Origin of the sequence: Alteromonas sp. IB21 (genome assembly GCF_016405965.1) — a bacterium.
Lineage (GTDB): Bacteria > Pseudomonadota > Gammaproteobacteria > Enterobacterales > Alteromonadaceae > Alteromonas.
Genome location: NZ_JAEFCD010000013.1, coordinates 54,345 through 72,904, shown reverse-complemented (window position 1 = coordinate 72,904; position 18,560 = coordinate 54,345). Strand labels below are relative to the sequence as shown.

Below are 18,560 nucleotides of genomic sequence, written 5' to 3'. Positions count from 1 at the left end.
TATTTTCTTATTCTTTTACGATAATTCTTTAATCACGAGACTGACAAGACGACGCGCTTCAGCATTATCGCGAAGACCATATGCATTGATAAACGCGGCCACAGACGCGTTAAATACCGACCCCGTCGTCGACTGAGCTTGCCCTAGACGAACCACTGACTGCTCGTTAAAAGCGGCAACAATATCGCGCTGTTGTTGACGTTCAAGCTCAAGCTCCTCAGCTTTCAGCGTAGCGTAAACGGCCGGATCTGTGCCGTTGTCAGGGTGAGCCTCTTTGCGTTTGGCTCTATGAACCCTAAGTTTTTTTTCAACGGGACTTGAGGCCTCTATTACCGCCTTGAATTGAGGCAGATTTATAATGAAGTTGTTCTCAAGACACCAACCTAATAGCAGCAATACGTTTACATTAACGTTGTGATTATCTTGCAGCGAAATAGCAAGTGGCGCCATATCCCCTCGGGTATAGCGGGACAAACTATAGTCCCAGAACACGCCAGGTTCGAGATTAAGCGATGGCACTGTCATACTCTTCTCGCTTTAGCTCAATTTGTTCTTGGGCATCTAACCAGGCCATCTCTTCCTCTTCAAGCTGCTGCTTGAGTTGAGTTTGTTTGTCGAGCAAGGCTAAAAGTTCTGCTTTTTTATCATCAGTATAAAGGGATGTATCACTCAAAGACTGTTCGACTTCCGCAAGCGCCGCACTGTATTTTTCCATTGCTTTTTCGTGTTTCTCAATGGCCTTTTTAAGCGGCGCGACACTTTGCCTAAACTCGGCTTCACGACGTTTTTCTTCCTTACGGTCTACTTTACGTTCCGGCTTATTTTGCACGCCGTTTTCTTGTTGCGCTGCTTTTTTATCATCCCTGTTGGCACTTTTCGCTTCGCTGTTCGCTTTTGCTTTTTCTGCCGCTTGCTGCTTTAAGATCCAGTCTCGATAATCATCTAAATCACCCGTAAAGGGCTCTACTTCGCCGCTGTCTACCAGGTAGAAATCTTCACACACCGATGAAAGCAAGAAGCGGTCATGCGATACCAGTACCATAGCACCCTCAAAACCTTGGAGTGCGATATTAAGCGCATGGCGCATTTCCAAGTCTAGATGGTTGGTAGGCTCATCCAGCAGCAGCAAATTTGGCTTTTGATAAACAATTAATGCCAACACAAGACGCGCTTTTTCACCGCCCGACATGGGTGCTACAGGAGCTAGCGCTTCATCACCGTTAAACCCAAAGCCGCCCAAATAGTCGCGCAATTGTTGCTCTGTTGCTTTTTCATCAATACGCTGCAAATGCAAAAGCGGCGTGGCATTCGCATCCAATGTTTCTAATTGATGCTGGGCAAAGTAACCAATTTTTAGCCCTTTGGCGGTATTGAAAATACCTTGCTTAGGCACATGAACACCAGCCAGTAATTTAATAAGCGTCGATTTGCCTTGTCCATTGCGCCCTAAAAGCCCAATCCGACTGCCTGGAACCAAGTTGAGCTTCACCTGCTGCAGCACAATATAATCATCATACCCCAGCTGTATTTTTTCCATTTGCACAAGCGGATTTGGCAACGCAGTTGGTGGAGCAAACGAGAAACTAAAAGGGCTAGCCATATGCGCAGGCAATAAAGTTTCCATTTTTTCTAACTGCTTAATACGACTTTGCGCCTGCTTTGCTTTACTCGCCTTCGCTTTAAATCGCGTAATAAACGAATTTAAGTGTGCCACTTTTTGCTGCTGCTTTTCATACTCTAGGTTCTGCAAGCGAATACGCTCTGCTCGTTGGGTCTCATAGGCTGAGTAGTTACCCGTATAAGTAATCAATTTTTGCTGCTCAACACTTATAATTTGAGCGACGGTGTTATCAATGAAAGCTTTGTCGTGTGATATCAACAGGAGAGTACCCGCATAGCGCTGTAACCACTTCTCTAACCATATAACGGCGTCTAAATCTAAGTGGTTTGTTGGTTCATCCAGCAGCAGAAGGTCTGACGGGCAAAGTAGTGCCTGCGCCAGGTTTAAGCGCATTCTCCACCCTCCGGAAAAGTCTGTCACAGGCGCACTCAACTGGGTATTGGTAAATCCAAGGCCTGATAAAATCGTCGCCGCGCGGGATTCAACATCGTACGCGCCAGCCTGCTCCAATTGACCATGTATTTGCCCAATTTGAACGCCATCACCGTTTTTTTCAGCGGCATCGAGATTAGCCTGTAATGCACGTAAATGTTTGTCGCCATCCACAACATAATCTATCGCAGTTCTGTTGGTAGCCGGTGTTTCCTGTGCCACACTCACAATACGCCAGTCACTCGGCACGCTGCAATCACCCGCATCTACGCTTAACTCATTGCGTAATAGCGCAAAAAGCGTGGATTTACCGCAACCATTACTGCCAATAAGCGCCACTTTATGGCCCGGAAAAACCTGCGCAGACGCGTCTTCTAGCAGCATTTTACGACCGCGCAGTAACGATACGTTAGAAAGCTTAATCATGAGTAACCTGTGATGGAACAAACAAGGGCGCGTATAATATCAAAAACTTAAGGTAAAAGCTGATCAACGCATAGTATTTCACGGTATAATAACGATGAAATTTCTTAAAGGTGTATGTATGTCAAATCGTCTAAAACGCCGCTTTGTTGCTGGTGCAACCTGCCCAAAATGCCAAGAGCAAGACACTATTTCACTTTATTATGAAAATAATGTTGAAAAATTAGAGTGCGTAGCGTGCGGCTACAACGAAGCCCAGACCGACGAGAAAGTGAGTGCTGCAACTCGCTCAAATGAAAATGTGATTGGTATCTTTAAACCTCACTAGCATTCTTACCTGCTATTCGGTAAATCTTACCTCTTAAACCTTCTTGCGTGCGCTATCAAAGCGCCGCAATAGCGTTATTATTTCCTCAATAGCACGCCAATAGGGCGTCTGTCATTTCTCATTCACCAAACGCACCTTGGGTATAGTTTTTGTATCCACAGGTTACAAGGAGTGAACTATGAAGCAGGTAAAAAAGCGTATTGGATATAGTTTAGCGGGTTTATTACTGGCACTTATTGCCGTTCGTTTATATCTACCCTACGCCGCAGCGAATTATATCAACACGACGCTAAGTCAGTCAGACAAGTACGACGGGCGTGTCGGTGATGTTGACCTTATGCTGTGGCGCGGTGCGTACAGTTTAGAATATGTGTTGCTTTCCAAAGCAAACGGCGAAGTTGAGAGACCCTTATTTAAAGCTGACTATGTGGAATTTACGCTATCTTGGTCTCAGCTTATGAAAGGCGCGGCAGTCGGCCGGGTTGTCGTCAATGGGCCTGAGATTAATTTTGTAGATGGCGACACGGAAGAATCGAGCCAATCGGGGAAAAATGAAAAGTGGTTATCTATCGCCGACCAGCTTTTCCCACTACGAATAGATAAGCTGGCTATTAACGACGGAAAAATTGCTTTTTATAATCCTGATACGTCACCTGTTATTGATATCGCCATTCACGATATTCAGCTTGAAATCAATAATTTAGTTAATAGCGAACGCTTGTCTGATACCCGCGTGGCCACAGCCAAAGCCACGGGGCAAACCGCCGAACAAGGTACCATTTTATTAAATGCCAAGCTCAATCCGGCCACTAAAGCCCCCACATTTGATATCGACATACAAGCAGACAACGTGGGTTTAGTTAACTTTAAAAACCTCCTTGATACGTATGCCCCCTTTGATTTAGAAGCAGGCACCCTTACCCTTGCGGCAGAAGTTGCTTCCAACGAGGGGCAGGTAAAAGGCTATATCAAGCCTATATTACACAACGTGGAAGTGTTTTCGTGGAAAGCCGATATTGAGCGTGATGGCGACGGATTAATTGAAGGCAGTATTGAAGCGCTATCGGCGTTTGTCACAGAGCTTTTTGAAAATCAAAGTGAAGACCAGGTCGCTACCCGCATTCCTATCGAAGGGGATTTATCTAGCCCGAACACAGAGATCTGGGAAGCGTTTACTGCCATCTTGAAAAACGCGTTTGTAAAAGCATTTCAGGGAAATGTTGAAGAAAGTATAGAGCTTGAGCGACTAGAAGAGGTCGACAACACCGCTGATGGCTAGCACCAGCGGTGTTCTCGCAAAACCAAGGCCTAGACGATTAGGCTAACGGGTTCATAACAAACGATTATATTGTGCAACTATCACCGCAGTCGTTGGCGCCATCTCGCATGCCTTCAATCTCTTGGCTTTCTTGTTTGTCTTTCTCAGCCTGTTTTTCGGCTACTGATTGTTCTAGTGAATCAAAGTCGATGCTGTCAAATGCATCCATATCAAAATCGCTCATAACTAACTCTTTTTAAATGCTGAAAATAACTCCCTTAAGCGGAGTCTGCTCAATGGGGCGCGCATGGTAAGTCACGATAGCAAATAGCCAAAATGAAGAGTTACTCTAAGTCATAACGAGATAGAATAGCCGCTGCGCCCTTAATGTATTGAAAGCTCTAAACTCCAACCCTGATCAATAGTGCGGAGGCGGCGTCTCTTCCGACTGTCTGGCAATATTAGACGGCTCTATAGATTTAACACGGTCAATCACGTGGCGCACTTTAAAGGTTAAGTCATCAAGCTGTTGCTGCTGAGAAGACAATGCATCGTTTAACGCTTCTATTGTATGCTCGTGAAACGCAACTTTCATTTGTAGCTCTTCAATATAGCTATTGGCGCTATCTATTTGCTGTTGTAGATGCTCAGCGCTTTTGTCTGTCATGTATATTCTCTATCTCTCTCGTTGCCATTCTTCGGCAAGACCACTACTGCTAATAGATACTATATTATCATTGGGAAGGAAGGCGACGCCATAAACAACTGCAGTAGGTGGCGAAATCGACTCTCTAGAAGCAACTTGGATTGACTGTATTTGCTGTCCACTCTTTAAATCCCATAAGTAAACTTTTCTCGAAGGAGAACCAGTAAGCAAATATCCACCATCTTTTGAAAATTCCACGTCTGTAAATATTTTTTGCCGAGAAGCAAATTTAAGGGCCGTCACTGGCTGCCCCGTTTGTACGTCCCATACTTGGGATTTACTTTGACTATCAGCAGTAAACGCATACCGCCCTTCGTCATCTAGCGCTACTTTAGTAACGCGGGTAGGGTGAGTAAACGTATGAATTATCTGGCCCGTGTCGGTACTCCATAAGTAAGCAATATAGTCATTGCCGCCAGTAAGTGCGTACTTTCCATTAGGAGAAATATCAATTGAATTGACTTTTTCTTGATGCCCAAAGAATTCTAGGCGTCGGGAAGTGCGAGGTTCGAAATACATAACTTTGCCATTCGAGCGAGCAACTAAGATGCCGTTACCATTGTTAGTCACAGCAACATCTCGAATAGACGCTTCATCGATACGCCAGAAGCCTTCGGGTTCACCTGTCTCTAAGCTCCATAGGGCAAATGCCTCTCTATCAGCAGTAACTACATAGCGTTTATCTGCACTGATGTGAACAGACATAACTAAATTGTTGCCTTCACCCTGATGGCTCCAATGAAACAAAGGCTCGCTTTGTCCTATTCGCCATACATTGACGCCGTTATTTACGCCGGAAACCACGGCCAAGGTACCGTCCGTTGAAATATCGGCAGCATAAGCACCTTCTTCTACATGACGCCACTGCTGTATTGGCGTAGTATCAGGGACAGAACATCCCATGGAATTGCCAATAAGTACGATGAGTAACACTATTCTCTGGAACATTTGAGGCCTAAACATAATCAAATGGGTTTCGCTTTGTAAACGCTAGGTTTAACATAGCATGGATCACGCATCTTTAACTATCGTGCACACTGCCTTAGATGCAGCAGTATAGACATAGACGCATGATGATAATAATTAATGGAGACGTTTTTATGCAGAAGTCGCTCGTTGCCTTATCTACTATCGCTGCGCTAGGCCTTTTCGCTTGCCAGCCAAATACATCTGATGAGGCCGCTTCTACTAGCGCTGATAGTGCAAAAACCACTGCTGTTTCAGCAGAAGAAATGACAGATACACAAAAGCAAGCTTATGCAATGGGCGCAAGCATGGGTTTATTTGTTAGCAACCGTGCGGAGCAGCAAGAACAGCTAGGTTTAACTTTAGACCAAGATGCGCTGCAACAAGGCTTTAAAGACGGCCTTAACGACACCCTTAAGTTTACGCCAGAGCAAATTCAGCAAATCGCTCAACAAGGCGAAGAAGTACTTCGAGCTAAGCAGCAAGAAATGGCTGCGCAAGCCGCTGAGAAAAACATTGAAGCAGGCCTGGCTTACCTAGAAGAAAACGGTAAGAAGGAAGGCGTAGTGACTACAGAGTCTGGTCTTCAGTACGAAGTACTTGAAGAAGGCGAAGGCGCAAGTCCAGAAGCGACTGACATGGTAAAAGTTCACTACCTTGGTACGTTGCTCGACGGTACAGAGTTCGACTCTTCGTATAAGCGTGGCGAACCCGCTGAATTCCCGCTTAATCGCGTAATTGCTGGTTGGACCGAAGGCGTACAGTTGATGAAAGAAGGCGCGAAATACCGCTTCCACATTCCATCTGAACTTGCCTACGGACAACGCTCTACTGGCGCCATCACTCCTAACTCAACGCTAATCTTTGAAGTTGAGCTTTTAGAAGTAGTTAAGCCTGAAGCTGAAGCGCCAGCGGAATAAGCGACTGCTTTAAGAAATGAGAAAGCCGACGCATAGCGTCGGCTTTTTTGTTTTAGTGAGTCAGCGTGATCCTTGCTTACCTTTTCCCTACGAGCCAGTGGATTTTCACCACGCGCGTACCCAAATAATAAAGTGGGTTATTCAATATGCTTGGTGCCTCGAATTACACTATTAAGCTTAGTCTAAAATGCCATTTTTTCACGGCCAAACTGCGATTTTCTTGAAACAAATTCGACTTAAAAATCACAGCTTACAACTAAAGGTTTTAACGCTGAGGAGCACGACGTCTTTCGGTGTGCACTTTAAATGTGGCAAAGTGGTTTAACAAAGACTGACCCACTTTATACATAGTACAGCCCAGAATGAGGTAAAACACGGTTCTCAAGCTGTTTAAGCGAACAACAATATCGAGTAACGCATACAGCAACAACAGCGCGCCGCTTAAAAACAGCATAAAACCAATGATAGTACCGCTAATTTGAAGAGGTTCTTTTCCCGACCTTCGGCGGTACAACACAGGTGTCTCATTGCGCATTCGCTTCCCCTACAGGTTTGACATTTATTTATACTGTGACATTCGTGAAAAGGTTTATGTTCAATAATTATTCAAACTACCCATTTTGTCACTTTTTACGACAGCCAAAGATTGCGTTTTACCGCATTACCCACATAAAGTAGGGGTAACTAGCAGGGATACGTAAAGAACATTGTGAAAACACCGCTTATCACTCGAAAGGGCTACTTAAAGCTTAAACAAGAATTAGACTTCTTGTGGCGTGAAGAAAGGCCAGAAATTACTCGCAAAGTGACGTGGGCTGCAAGCCTCGGGGACAGAAGCGAGAATGCCGATTACCAGTACAACAAAAAGAAACTGCGTGAAATTGACCGCCGCGTTCGCTACCTTCGCAAATGCTTGGAAAACCTTAAAGTCGTGGACTACGATCCGCAGCAAGAAGGGAAAGTTTTCTTTGGTGCGTGGGTTGAAATTGAGAATGAGGCAGGAAAAGTAATGGAGCTTCGGTTAGTCGGTTATGATGAAATATTTGGCCGCAAAGACTACATTTCAATTGATTCACCTATGGCCCGTGCGCTTCTTGGAAAAGAAGAAGACGATGAGTTTACTGTTAAAACAGAAGCGGGAGTAAGAGAATGGTGGATCAATCGAATTTGGTACGATGCAACAGACAAACTCTAACCAATGACAAACACCACTTGTTTATCCTTTAAACCCCAATGATCAGACGACTTCCCATACATGGCGGTGATATACTCACCGTTCCTATTTTCACTACCGACGCTGTGTATATAAGCCTTTCACACACCGTTTATTCGCCAGTGCCTTGCGCGAATTTTTAGTATCTTAGAGCGACTTATGATTATCAATAAAATTGCAGATGAACTTAGCGTTCAACCTTCGCAAGTAACCGCCGCCGTAAAACTTCTTGATGAAGGGGCTACCGTACCGTTTATTGCTCGCTATAGAAAAGAAGTGACTCAAGGTCTTGATGACACGCAGCTACGTACGCTCGAACAACGCTTAACCTATCTACGTGAGTTGGAAGAGCGCCGCGACGTCATTCTTAAATCGATTGAAGAACAAGGCAAGCTTACCGATGAGCTGAAAAAAAGTATTGGTAGTGCAGACAGTAAAACTACGCTTGAAGATTTGTATTTACCCTATAAGCCTCGCAGACGCACTAAGGGCCAAATTGCTATTGAAGCGGGTCTAGAGCCACTTGCTGACGCCTTGTTCAACAACCCAGACACAGACGCTGAAAGTGCAGCCCAAGAGTACGTTAGTGCTGACAAAGGCGTTGCCGATACTAAAGCCGCGTTAGAAGGTGCTCGCTATATTCTTATGGAACGCTTTGCAGAAGATGCGTCGCTGTTAGCTAAAGTGCGTCACTACCTTATTGAAAACGCACATGTGAAAAGTACAGTTGCACCAGGAAAAGAACAGGAAGCTGCGAAATATAAAGACTACTTCGAGCACAGTGAGAAATATAAAACGGTACCTTCTCACCGCGCTCTTGCTATGTTCAGGGGCCGTAATGAAGGTATGCTTCACATTCAGCTTGATGCCGACCCCCAGTCAGAAGAAAAAGGCCCGTCGCACTGCGAGCATATTATTGCGAGCCACTACGATATTATGCACCGCGGCCGCGGTGCGGATGATTTCTTAGCCCAAGTTGTGCAGTGGACGTGGAAAATCAAAATTGGCCTACACATGGAAACCGAGCTTTTCAGCGCGCTACGAGAGCGAGCCGAAGAAGAAGCCATTGAAGTGTTTGCCAAAAATCTGAACGACCTGCTAATGGCAGCGCCTGCAGGTGCAAAAACCACGATGGGCCTGGATCCAGGTTTGAGAACCGGCGTTAAAGTGGCTGTGGTAGACAGCACAGGTAAGGTAGTCGCAACCAATACCATATTCCCACACGCACCACAGAATCAGTGGGATAAGTCTATGCGTACGCTTACCACGCTGTGTAAGCAATACAAGGTAGATTTGATCAGCATTGGAAACGGCACCGGCTCGCGCGAAACCGACAAACTGGTTGGCGAAATGCTTAAAAACAACAGCGAGTTGACCGCACAGAAAATTATGGTTAGCGAAGCGGGCGCATCGGTATATTCTGCTTCTGAGCTTGCTTCAAAAGAATTGCCTGATCTAGACGTGTCCATTCGTGGGGCCGTTTCAATTGCGCGACGTCTGCAAGACCCGCTTGCAGAGCTGGTTAAGATTGAGCCTAAAGCCATCGGTGTAGGTCAATATCAGCACGATGTTAGCCAAAGTCAGTTGGGCAAATCCCTTGACCGTGTTATCGAAGACTGTGTGAACGCGGTGGGTGTTGATTTAAATACCGCGTCACCTGCACTGTTAAGCTATGTGTCGGGATTAAACAAAACCCTTGCTCACAATATTGTTAATTTCAGAGATACCAACGGTGCTTTCCCAGACCGCAAAGCGCTATTGAAAGTAGAGCGCTTAGGGCCAAAAGCATTCGAGCAAGCGGCGGGCTTCCTTCGTATTGTAAACGGCTCAAACCCACTTGATGCCTCGGCAGTTCACCCCGAAGCATACCCAGTGGTAGATAAAATTGTAGATACCACTGCTGTTGCGGTAAACGATATTATCGGTAACACCGAACTACTAAAGAGCTTATCGCCTGATACCTTTACCAGCGACGAATTTGGTCTTCCTACGGTAAAAGATATCCTTAAAGAGTTAGACAAACCAGGGCGTGATCCTCGTCCAGAGTTCAAAACTGCCGCGTTTAAAGAAGGCGTTGAAACCATAAACGACCTCAAGCCGGGTATGATCTTAGAGGGTGTGGTCAGCAATGTGGCTAACTTTGGCGCATTTGTTGATGTGGGTGTGCATCAAGATGGACTCGTGCATATTTCCGCACTGACTAACAAGTTTATCTCAGACCCTCGCGAAGTGGTGAAAGCGGGCGATATTGTTAAAGTAAAAGTGCTGGAAGTAGATGTACCGCGCAAGCGTATTTCCTTCACCATGCGCTTAGATGATACGCCAAGTCAGAGCAACAATGCTGGCGGCCATAGCGCTACAGGTAAGGGGGCTTCAGGTAAGGGCGCTAATAACCAGCGTACAGGTAAAGCGCAACACAAAACGTCTAGCCGTTCCAACGCTAACCCACGTTCAAATCAGGGTGGCGGCAATCGCAACAGTCAACCGCAAAACAGCGCTATGGGCAACGCGTTTGCCGATGCGTTTGCTAAAGCGAAAAAGTAAACGGCAGTAGCCTATCAAAAGCTTATTCTATCTCATAAAGGGCCTGTCAATTAGACAGGCCCTTTTTTCATACTTCCATTTGACTGTTCCTTTTTGCTACATTAGTTCCGAGGTATAGCTAATGTATGCCTCCAAGTACTCCAGAATAGGGAGTGCCACATTAAAAAACCGAAACAGTGAAAAGGTATTGGTCATACCGAAACCGAAGTTTGTATGTTGTTCATGTATAGCGAGTCCGTTAATGTTCACGAAATTTCGTAACGTTTAACGAAGGTAATATCGCGCATTTGACCACAGCCGTTTTCAAGGCAGCACTTTCGGACGACAGTAACGAGCTAAGGGCTATCGACCTATGGTGTACGCACTTTTTATTTATCTGTACAACCAAGATCATCAGTCCTAATCAGAGGATGATGTTATGAATTTACCTGTTTCAAAAGACATGCTGAATGTCAGCGCCGACTACCCCGACCTTCGGGACCGTTATTACCAACCTAACCTTACTCCACTTAAGCCTTTTATCGACCCTCCTGGCAACCTAGTCATTTTGGACCAAGGTAAAGATGGAGCCTGTACGGGCTTTGCGTTGGCAGCGACCATTAATTTCATTTATCGTCAGCAGGGCCGAAAGCATACTGTTAGCCCGTGGATGCTTTATGCCATGGCGAAACGACACGATGAATGGTTGGGTGAAGCCTATGACGGCTCGAGCTGCCGGGGCGCTATTAAAGGCTGGTACAATAGTGGTGTATGTAACTACTCACTGACTAAAGATATACAGCACAGCAAAGAGTTTGAAATGACCCTTGCTATTGCTAATAACGCTAGCAATCACAGATTAGGGGCCTATTACCGCATCGAACGGGAAATCAGCGATTTTCATGCTGCGCTTAACGAGGTGGGCGTTATCTTTGTGTCTGCCAGAATTCACGAAGGCTGGAAAGACGGTGAAGGGGATAAAATAAACTTAAGACCTGAACCCATAGGGGGCCATGCGTTTGCTATTGTCGGTTACAACGACGAAGGCTTTTGGATCCAAAACTCCTGGGGGACGGATTGGAAGAAATCGGGGCTGGCACTGTGGCATTACGATGACTGGGCATTAAATGTTATGGATGCCTGGGTTGTCCAGCTTGCACTGCCTATCTCAGGTACCGGTACCTACCATCAAGCGACACGCTCTATTGCACAAGGGCTATTCACTCGCTCCACGCCGCGCGTGAGTATTCAAGATCACTTTGTTCATTTCGACGACGGACACTTTGATACAAGAAGCAAATATTGGAGCAACAAAAACCACGTAGATACCATTATTGAGAAACTATCTGACAGTAACCATCGCCATGTGATGCTTTATGCTCACGGCGGCTTAAACAGTATAAAAGCCTCGGCTAAGCGTATCGCTGCAATGAAAGATACGTTTCTAAAAAACGATGTTTTCCCCATTCACTTCATGTATGACACTGGCATGCTAGAAGAGTTAAAGGATATTCTAGGTTTTAAAAATAAAGAGATTAGCAACAAAGTCGGTGCTTTCAGCGACTATACTGACAGAATTCTGGAATGGGCAACGCGTAAAGTAGGCGGCGCATTGTGGCGTGAAATGAAATCGGACGCGTGCACGCCTTTTACCCGAACCACGTCGGATGGCACATACTTTCTCACGCAGTTAGCCGCCTATTTGAGAAATAACTCAGACATTCAGCTACACGTCGTAGGTCATTCGGCTGGCTCTATCTTTCATGCGCACGGCCTATCAAGGCTGTTTAAAGTTGACGAAAATATAAAAGTTAAAAGCCTTCACTTACTGGCACCCGCCATTAGCACCCCTTTATTTAGTGAAAAGCTCTCTACTCTTATTGAGGGAAACCATATTGAGTCGACCACGGTTTACAACTTATCTGAGGTATTGGAAAAAGATGATCATGTGGCGCGTATTTACCAAAAATCGCTGCTTTATCTAGTCTCAAACGCGTTTGAATCTAAACCGGAGATGCCGTTGTTAGGTATGGCCATATTTAATCAGCCGATTGCTAACGTGACGTTTAAATATAGCGAAGGTAAAGAAGGTGATGCCACGGCTGCAACATCTCATGGCGGGTTCGACAGCGATGTAGACACCATGAACTCAGTGCTTTCAGACATTACTGGCGGTTCACCTAAATACCCCTTTACGAAGGCAATTCTCGATTATTAAGGCCAGCTTAAAACATTACAAGCCTTTACGCTTGGAGCGATAAGCCCTCTCTTGATGGCGTATAGGCTTGTAAATAAGCGCTTTGAATTCGGCCAATTCGCGCCTGCATAAAATCAGATTCGTTGGCCCCAAGCCCTTGTAAAGTTGTAGCGTCTGAGAACCTAGACTGGGCTTCTAGCACCGCGTCACCAACGGTACCTGGACTCGCTTCTGGCTGTGCTATCGTCCCATTGCCCGAAATGTTATTAACACTATTCGTAGAAGCGTCTTCGACAGAAGTCTGCTCTGTAGAAAAACCTTCAACCTGACCTTTTGCAATCTCGCTTCGTGCTTCGGTGGCCTTTTGAGATGCCTCAGCGGCTACCTTTAAATCTTGTGATGAAGGCTCTGCCGGCGCAAGTGCGGCAGCACGCACTTGTTCCATTTTTTTCAGCGTTTCTTCGGGCGTTTTTTCTTCTGAAACATCAATAGATACCTGACCACCGGTGACGTAACGCTTATTATCAGGGCCAGTGGTGTACTCATACTGCGGCGCACCAGCATATTGACCGCCCGTTGCAGCATGCGCTTGCTCGTGAACTCTTACTTCCTGATCTCGGGCTTTTAACTGTTCAATTTCAGCGGCGTCTTGTTTCTCTTGCTGTTCTTGTTGCTTATCTTGCGCGTCCTGTTTGCCCGCACTTTCATCCTGCGCATTGTCTTTTTCTTGCCCAAAGACGTTTTGGAAAGCAGCTTGAAGGTCAGTTTGTATCTGAGGACGTTCATAAGTAACCGGTGCTGGCGGCTGACCCGGGCTTTTGGCCTTATCGGCTTCAGACCCTAGGCCTTTCTGAGAAGCGCCTTGCTGTGAATCTGACGTCTGGGGAATAGTTTCCCGCTGCACGTTATCTCTGCGCGCAGATTCTGTGTTTATGTTTGCCGTAGGGTATGCAATGGCGTTTAGAATTGGCGTGACGATGTTCACTGCGACTTCTCCGCCTACGCCAGCACGTCAATAATAGTGCCGAGCATCTCGTCGGCAACACCGAGCACTTTGGCGGACGCCTGTGCATTGCGCTCGTTTACATTAAGCGCAATTAAATCGTCAGTTAAACGTGAGGTGGAAGATGTTGAATTAGGCGTCGCGTTATTTGTGTCGGTATTAGCTGCAATGGGTTGAGCGGGCGCAACCGCGTCTTCAGCGGTACGCTGAGCAATATTCGATGCCGCTTGCGAAATGCCATCGCTTGCACTTTGTAAACCATATTGGGCGGCTGCAAACGCAGAGCCTACACCATCAATACCTGTCATACACTACCCCCAACCTCTCATGTGCAATTATTAACCAACTTTGCGTAAATGAAAAGTCGTGTATTACAACCTAGCAGTAACTACTTGTAAGCAGTCGATTTTTAATGACTTGCAATGTGGTTAAAAAGCTTCAAACCAACGGTCAACATTGGCTTGAAGCGTTATTTAAAGACGAGGTCAAGACGCTTTTCGTTGGTAAACACCCGCGGCAAAACGAAAAAGAATGTCAGCGGTTTGCTGAGGATGGGAAATAAACGGTGCATGCGATGCATGAGGCAGAACAACAGTATCAGCCTGAGGATGTAGCTCGCAAATTCTGTCGATACCACTGGTTGGTACAAGACTGTCTAACCTGCCATACAGTCGCAAAGTTGGCGTAGTGATGCGCCCAACTTCTTGGCGCATGTCTTCCGTAGACAATATACGCAAGCCTTTCTTAAGTGCTTCTTCAGCTGGGTCTGGAAATTGGGTGACCTGCTCTCTAATTGCCTTAATATCTTTCTTAGCCGTTTCACTTCCCATGGCTTGAATTGCTAAAAAACGTTCCAGTGTTTTTTGGTAATTCTTTTCTAGCTGGGCTTCAAACATAGTAAGTAGATCGGCAGCAATACCCGGCCAGCAAGGACCAGCAATAAAACGCGGTGTTGAAGCAATGGTCACCAACCCAGTGAGTTTTTCTGGGGCTAGGAGCGCTAATTTCTGTGCTACCAAACCGCCTAATGACCATCCTACTAATACACATTGGTCGGGCAATGTATCAACAATCGATTGCGCAAGGGTTTCAACATTATAAGGTGAAGGAATAATTTCAGCGTTTTCTCCAAACCCGGGAAGGTCAATGGTAGTGACGCGAAAATTATCGCTGAGGTAAGGGATAAAGGATGTGAACGCCCCGCTGTTCATACCCCATCCATGCAGAAATACTACATCTACGCCTGTACCTTGAGTACGGGTGACAAGCTCGCCGTTTGTATGCAAAATTTCCATTTACACCTCCTTAGGCAGTCACGTGTTTGTGAGACAACACGAAATGATGAAAATAGGTCAGCGTTCGACATTTCAAGGAAGTTGATGGAATCAACACTATGAACCTTTCATGCTTACTATGTTATCAGGCAAGTCCTACGCCAGTATGTCACTGGTGTGAAAATGACATGTTTTTTTTCGATGCCACCTCGCATGGAAGTAACCTACTTCAATACGGTCCGGTCGCAGGCCACGTCAAACATAGCCACTATGATGCGTTGTGGGTACTAGGACTTCATACATGGCCCATGTCATCGCTGGTTCACCAGTTAAAGTTTACGCATTCCCTTACAGCAGGAAAAGTATTAAGTAACTGGTTTGTCCATAAAAAGCGACAGTGCACTTTAGCAGTGCCCAATTTGTTACTTCCGGTTCCAATTAGTGCATGGCGCCTTGCAACGCGACATTACAATCAGGCTTCGCTTCTGTGCGAATGTACAAGCCGTGAGCTGAATATACCGGTTAATCAATCATGGGCTAGACGAAAAGGCTTTAGCGTGCAGCACCATTTATCCAAAGCAGCCAGAGCGGAAAACGCAAGCCGTGCTTTTAGCTTATCGAAACGGTGTATTGATGACCAGATAGCAGCAGCGCAAAGTAAAACCGACGGCAGCAGTTTCACCGTCGCGATAGTTGATGATGTTCTTACCACCGGCGTGACCGTAAATACCCTGAGCAAAAGGCTTAAGCAGCGCTACCCCAAAATAGGCATTCAAGTATGGGTAGCGGCGTTTACTCCGCCGCCCAAAAGCAGCCTGTATCAGAAGTCCTAAGTTTCGGAACGTATAAGTTCCACAATGGGTAAGTTCAGGAACAAAAAGGGACTAAAACGTAATGTTTAAAGCGCGGCATTTACCGCGCTCTTCTCACTGATTCAGCGAATAAAGTGCGACTGATAAATCGCATTAGCCAGCATCTTGTTTGTGCCGTACCAATACCCTCTAAACTGCGTATTGTCGGTAAAGCCAATGACAACACCACGGCCCATTTTTTGCGTGGTCACAGCGGTTGATTCCGCCATTAGCTCCACCATTGCACTATCGCTAAACCCAGCCATCAGAGGCTCTTCTGTGTAACGCGCTGGCGTCACAAAAGGGGAACTACTAGCTTCTATTATCATATTGTTGGTTTTAAACATGGGCAGCGTGTCACCGTCATATCCGTAAAACAGCGGATGAGAATTATCGATGTTCGCTTCAAATACTGCCCCTGCCACTAGCTTTCTGGCGTATAACGATGAGCCGTCTTTGTAACTTAATTCGCTTTCATCGAACGCGTTATCAATACTTTCTCGGCTAACCACTTCTACATCTAACCATTTATGCTGAGCAAAATAACGAAGCGCGGATTTCTGACCGACAATCACGCCACCCGCTTTCACCCACTCCTCAATTTTTGCTCTCTCGCTCTCCGTAAAACGATAGCTACCGCTTGGAAATAGTAGATGTGTATAGGTGACGCTGGCGTCATTAAGGGCTCTTAACAGATGCTGTTGCTCTACAATACTGGCGGCTAGCCCTACCTTTGTATCGAAGTAATGCCACATTTCACCGGCTTCGTATTCACTGGTGCCTTCACCGCCTACGATCAACACTTGCGGCAACGCCACTGGTGCCATGCTTCGGCTGCCTAAGTCATTCCCTGTGGGTGTTAACCCACTGCGTAAGCTAAACACCGGCACCTGAAGTTGCTGTTGTGCTTTACTTAAAATGGACGCCAAGTTTTCAGGCTGCCCCAAGCCTTTCGGTACAACAATACTGCCAGCTTGCAGCTCAACGTGTTCACCGTCGTATTTCACGGCAGAAAACGCTTCTTCACTGCTGCGCACTTTTACACCTGCTTCCAATAAGGTTTGCAGCATAGCTGGGGCATAATAATGCTGCCAAGAGAATGCGTAAGCATAAGCGTCAGGATGAATATCATTAGGTGCTGCTTGAGCTAATGCGGTGTCGTCACTTAACTCAAGGCTCCGCACATCGCTCTTGTCTAAAGGCGCGTAATCTAAATTGAAGGCGAGCGCTAAATTCCACGTTGAAACATCGTAAAACGTGTTGTTTTCGAACGACGTTTGGGTAGAAAAAATAGATTTAACTAAGCGGTATTGAGACTGGCTAGTAGGAATATATATCGCTTTTCCTGCCCCGTAACGAACTTTGTCTGCCTCGAAGTTTTTTGTTAATACTTTATATTCAATGTGATGTTGTTCTAGTAGCGCGATAAAAGCATTAAAGCGAGCAGTATCATTCGATGCACTTACAACAAACCCAGCTTGTGCATCTTGCTTAGCTAACGACTGCGTGCTCTTAACAAAACCCGATTGGTAGTCAAGAATTGCAGCCTTATTTGCTAGTGCGCCTTTGAAAGTGCTTAGCGAGGTAGTGATTTGGTTCGCTATGGTATCTTTGAACGCCAGCTTTCCATTGATGGAGTCCTGCAGGTGACCTCGTGAACTAGCTTGCTCGAATAAAATACCTATGCTGCCGTGTAAATCTGGATATGTAGAGCCTTTTCCTGCATAGAAGTCGTCAAATGCTTCTTGAGTGAAATATAGCTCGCCTTGTTTATCAAACGAAGCAGCATGATATTGCGCCAGCGCTTCAGTGAGGGTGACGTTCTCATCTGGCGTTAACGGATTTTTACGCGAGCGTACGCCAGGCTGAAAAAAATAGGTACTGTCTGTGCCCATTTCGTGAAAATCGGTCAGTATATGCGGGCGCCACTTATGAAACTGTTTAATGCGTGCTTGGGATTCTGGATGCGCCAGTAATAGCCAGTCGCGATTCAAATCGAACCAATAGTGGTTTGTGCGGCCGGATGGCCAACCCTCGTCGTGTTCACGATGACGACTGTCAGAAACCAGCTGCTTACCCTTGTGCATGTTAGCCCATTGAGCAAAACGGGAAAGTCCGTCGGGGTTGAAAGACGGATCGAATAGCACAATATTCTTGTTTAACAAGGCATCAATTTCTTCACCTTCGGCGGCGGCTAAATAGTACGCCAGCGCTAGGGAAGCATTGGTACCAGAAGGCTCGTTACCGTGAATACTGTAGCCCATGTAGAATATCAGGGGAGCATCGCTACCTACTTTTTTACCGCTTTCCATGGCATCAATGTGTTGCTGTCTCATGGCTTCAATATTGTTTCTATTTGACGGCGCGGTGATTGTCATTAGCAAGAGCGGACGATTTTCATGAGTGCGTCCGGTTTCCTCAATAGTGATGCGGTCAGAGGTTTCGGCAAGTAGCTTCATGTAATTCACAACTTGATCATGTCTTACATGCCATTCACCAATGTTGGCGCCAAGGACAGATTCAGGCGTTGGAATAGCCGGATTATAGGTTACGGTATCAGGTAAGTATGCTGTCACCGGCTGACCGCCTACATCAGGTACAATAGTAACAGCTGATGCTAACGCTGGTTGGGCTACTGCTTGGTGACTGGTAGTTGCTCCGAATGCAATAGTGCCTAGGGCTAACAATGAAGTAAGTGATAAAAGGTGGTTTCTGGCGGAGTTTTGCAATTTCGCTAACATAGCGCTTCCCGTCTTGTTGTTATAGTTGAGAACACGTTGCACTTTGCAACTTTCCCAACAAATTCGATTTACTGGAATAATTTATTTAATTAATACCTGACTGT

Annotated in this window: 17 protein-coding genes; 7 read left to right on the top strand and 10 right to left on the bottom strand. The window is 45.9% G+C overall.

The window, feature by feature from the left end; all coding sequences use genetic code 11:
• Positions 1-15 precede the first annotated feature (15 nt).
• Together JC525_RS10655 and JC525_RS10650 are read right to left on the bottom strand one after the other, a co-directional pair.
• Positions 16-525, bottom strand: a complete 510-nt coding sequence (locus tag JC525_RS10655; protein WP_233095125.1) for a TIGR02444 family protein — start codon at positions 523-525, stop codon at positions 16-18.
• Positions 506-2,479, bottom strand: coding sequence for an ATP-binding cassette domain-containing protein (locus JC525_RS10650; protein ID WP_198815825.1), 1,974 nt, complete (start codon positions 2,477-2,479; stop codon positions 506-508). Before JC525_RS10650 ends, JC525_RS10655 begins: the two co-directional genes overlap by 20 nt.
• Before the next feature lie 118 nt (positions 2,480-2,597).
• On the opposite strand from JC525_RS10650, the gene JC525_RS10645 reads away from it, so the two are divergent.
• Together JC525_RS10645 and JC525_RS10640 are read left to right on the top strand one after the other, a co-directional pair.
• Positions 2,598-2,804: a YheV family putative zinc ribbon protein gene (locus tag JC525_RS10645; protein ID WP_159491707.1), complete on the top strand. Its 207-nt coding sequence runs from the start codon at positions 2,598-2,600 to the stop codon at positions 2,802-2,804.
• A 178-nt stretch (positions 2,805-2,982) separates the two neighbouring features.
• Entirely contained in the window at positions 2,983-4,083 is a 1,101-nt protein-coding gene (locus JC525_RS10640) for a DUF748 domain-containing protein (RefSeq protein WP_198815824.1), read from the top strand.
• Between the two features lie 64 nt (positions 4,084-4,147).
• Here JC525_RS10640 and JC525_RS10635 read toward each other — a convergent pair whose 3' ends face one another.
• From JC525_RS10635 to JC525_RS10625, 3 genes are all read right to left on the bottom strand, one after another.
• Complete coding sequence (locus JC525_RS10635) at positions 4,148-4,306, bottom strand: hypothetical protein (RefSeq protein ID WP_198815823.1); 159 nt, start codon at positions 4,304-4,306, stop codon at positions 4,148-4,150.
• A gap of 174 nt (positions 4,307-4,480) precedes the next feature.
• Positions 4,481-4,729: a SlyX family protein gene (locus JC525_RS10630; protein ID WP_198815822.1), complete on the bottom strand. Its 249-nt coding sequence runs from the start codon at positions 4,727-4,729 to the stop codon at positions 4,481-4,483.
• Positions 4,730-4,738: 9 nt separating this feature from the next.
• Positions 4,739-5,671 (bottom strand): WD40 repeat domain-containing protein, encoded by a 933-nt coding sequence (locus JC525_RS10625; RefSeq protein WP_198815864.1) that lies wholly within the window; start codon positions 5,669-5,671, stop codon positions 4,739-4,741.
• A 197-nt stretch (positions 5,672-5,868) separates the two neighbouring features.
• On the opposite strand from JC525_RS10625, the gene fkpA reads away from it, so the two are divergent.
• The gene (fkpA, locus tag JC525_RS10620; RefSeq protein ID WP_198815821.1) at positions 5,869-6,654 is read left to right on the top strand and encodes an FKBP-type peptidyl-prolyl cis-trans isomerase; all 786 of its coding nucleotides are present in this window, start codon (positions 5,869-5,871) and stop codon (positions 6,652-6,654) included.
• A 265-nt stretch (positions 6,655-6,919) separates the two neighbouring features.
• On the opposite strand, the gene JC525_RS10615 is transcribed toward fkpA, so the two are convergent.
• Complete coding sequence (locus JC525_RS10615; protein WP_198815820.1) at positions 6,920-7,189, bottom strand: hypothetical protein; 270 nt, start codon at positions 7,187-7,189, stop codon at positions 6,920-6,922.
• A 174-nt stretch (positions 7,190-7,363) separates the two neighbouring features.
• Between JC525_RS10615 and greB the strand changes: the two genes are divergently transcribed.
• The 3 genes from greB to JC525_RS10600 all read left to right on the top strand — a co-directional run bounded on the left by greB (position 7,364) and on the right by JC525_RS10600 (position 12,608).
• Positions 7,364-7,849 (top strand): transcription elongation factor GreB, encoded by a 486-nt coding sequence (gene greB / locus JC525_RS10610; RefSeq protein WP_198815819.1) that lies wholly within the window; start codon positions 7,364-7,366, stop codon positions 7,847-7,849.
• Between the two features lie 177 nt (positions 7,850-8,026).
• Positions 8,027-10,411: a Tex family protein gene (locus tag JC525_RS10605; protein WP_198815818.1), complete on the top strand. Its 2,385-nt coding sequence runs from the start codon at positions 8,027-8,029 to the stop codon at positions 10,409-10,411.
• 418 nt (positions 10,412-10,829) lie between these two features.
• Positions 10,830-12,608, top strand: coding sequence for a C1 family peptidase (locus JC525_RS10600; RefSeq protein ID WP_198815817.1), 1,779 nt, complete (start codon positions 10,830-10,832; stop codon positions 12,606-12,608).
• A gap of 25 nt (positions 12,609-12,633) precedes the next feature.
• Here JC525_RS10600 and JC525_RS10595 read toward each other — a convergent pair whose 3' ends face one another.
• The 3 genes from JC525_RS10595 to bioH form a co-directional block, all read right to left on the bottom strand.
• Entirely contained in the window at positions 12,634-13,572 is a 939-nt protein-coding gene (locus JC525_RS10595; RefSeq protein WP_198815816.1) for a putative metalloprotease CJM1_0395 family protein, read from the bottom strand.
• Between the two features lie 14 nt (positions 13,573-13,586).
• On the bottom strand, positions 13,587-13,898 hold the full coding sequence (locus JC525_RS10590; protein WP_198815815.1) for a hypothetical protein: 312 nt from the start codon (positions 13,896-13,898) through the stop codon (positions 13,587-13,589).
• Between the two features lie 177 nt (positions 13,899-14,075).
• Positions 14,076-14,885, bottom strand: a complete 810-nt coding sequence (bioH, locus tag JC525_RS10585) for a pimeloyl-ACP methyl ester esterase BioH (protein ID WP_198815814.1) — start codon at positions 14,883-14,885, stop codon at positions 14,076-14,078.
• Between the two features lie 167 nt (positions 14,886-15,052).
• Between bioH and JC525_RS10580 the strand changes: the two genes are divergently transcribed.
• Positions 15,053-15,697, top strand: a complete 645-nt coding sequence (locus tag JC525_RS10580) for a ComF family protein (RefSeq protein ID WP_233095124.1) — start codon at positions 15,053-15,055, stop codon at positions 15,695-15,697.
• A gap of 101 nt (positions 15,698-15,798) precedes the next feature.
• On the opposite strand, the gene JC525_RS10575 is transcribed toward JC525_RS10580, so the two are convergent.
• Positions 15,799-18,456 carry a M14 family zinc carboxypeptidase gene (locus JC525_RS10575; protein ID WP_198815812.1) on the bottom strand — a complete coding sequence of 886 codons (2,658 nt, stop codon included), beginning with the start codon at positions 18,454-18,456 and terminating at the stop codon, positions 15,799-15,801.
• Positions 18,457-18,560 lie beyond the last annotated feature (104 nt).

Coding starts and splice junctions, on each gene's coding strand:
- JC525_RS10655 (WP_233095125.1), bottom strand. CDS start 525: ATGACAGTGCCATCGCTTAATCTCGAACCTGGCGTGTTCTGGGACTAT.
- JC525_RS10650 (WP_198815825.1), bottom strand. CDS start 2,479: ATGATTAAGCTTTCTAACGTATCGTTACTGCGCGGTCGTAAAATGCTG.
- JC525_RS10645 (WP_159491707.1), top strand. CDS start 2,598: ATGTCAAATCGTCTAAAACGCCGCTTTGTTGCTGGTGCAACCTGCCCA.
- JC525_RS10640 (WP_198815824.1), top strand. CDS start 2,983: ATGAAGCAGGTAAAAAAGCGTATTGGATATAGTTTAGCGGGTTTATTA.
- JC525_RS10635 (WP_198815823.1), bottom strand. CDS start 4,306: ATGAGCGATTTTGATATGGATGCATTTGACAGCATCGACTTTGATTCA.
- JC525_RS10630 (WP_198815822.1), bottom strand. CDS start 4,729: ATGACAGACAAAAGCGCTGAGCATCTACAACAGCAAATAGATAGCGCC.
- JC525_RS10625 (WP_198815864.1), bottom strand. CDS start 5,671: ATGGGATGTTCTGTCCCTGATACTACGCCAATACAGCAGTGGCGTCAT.
- fkpA (WP_198815821.1), top strand. CDS start 5,869: ATGCAGAAGTCGCTCGTTGCCTTATCTACTATCGCTGCGCTAGGCCTT.
- JC525_RS10615 (WP_198815820.1), bottom strand. CDS start 7,189: ATGCGCAATGAGACACCTGTGTTGTACCGCCGAAGGTCGGGAAAAGAA.
- JC525_RS10605 (WP_198815818.1), top strand. CDS start 8,027: ATGATTATCAATAAAATTGCAGATGAACTTAGCGTTCAACCTTCGCAA.
- JC525_RS10600 (WP_198815817.1), top strand. CDS start 10,830: ATGAATTTACCTGTTTCAAAAGACATGCTGAATGTCAGCGCCGACTAC.
- JC525_RS10590 (WP_198815815.1), bottom strand. CDS start 13,898: ATGACAGGTATTGATGGTGTAGGCTCTGCGTTTGCAGCCGCCCAATAT.
- bioH (WP_198815814.1), bottom strand. CDS start 14,885: ATGGAAATTTTGCATACAAACGGCGAGCTTGTCACCCGTACTCAAGGT.
- JC525_RS10580 (WP_233095124.1), top strand. CDS start 15,053: ATGTTTTTTTTCGATGCCACCTCGCATGGAAGTAACCTACTTCAATAC.
- JC525_RS10575 (WP_198815812.1), bottom strand. CDS start 18,456: ATGTTAGCGAAATTGCAAAACTCCGCCAGAAACCACCTTTTATCACTT.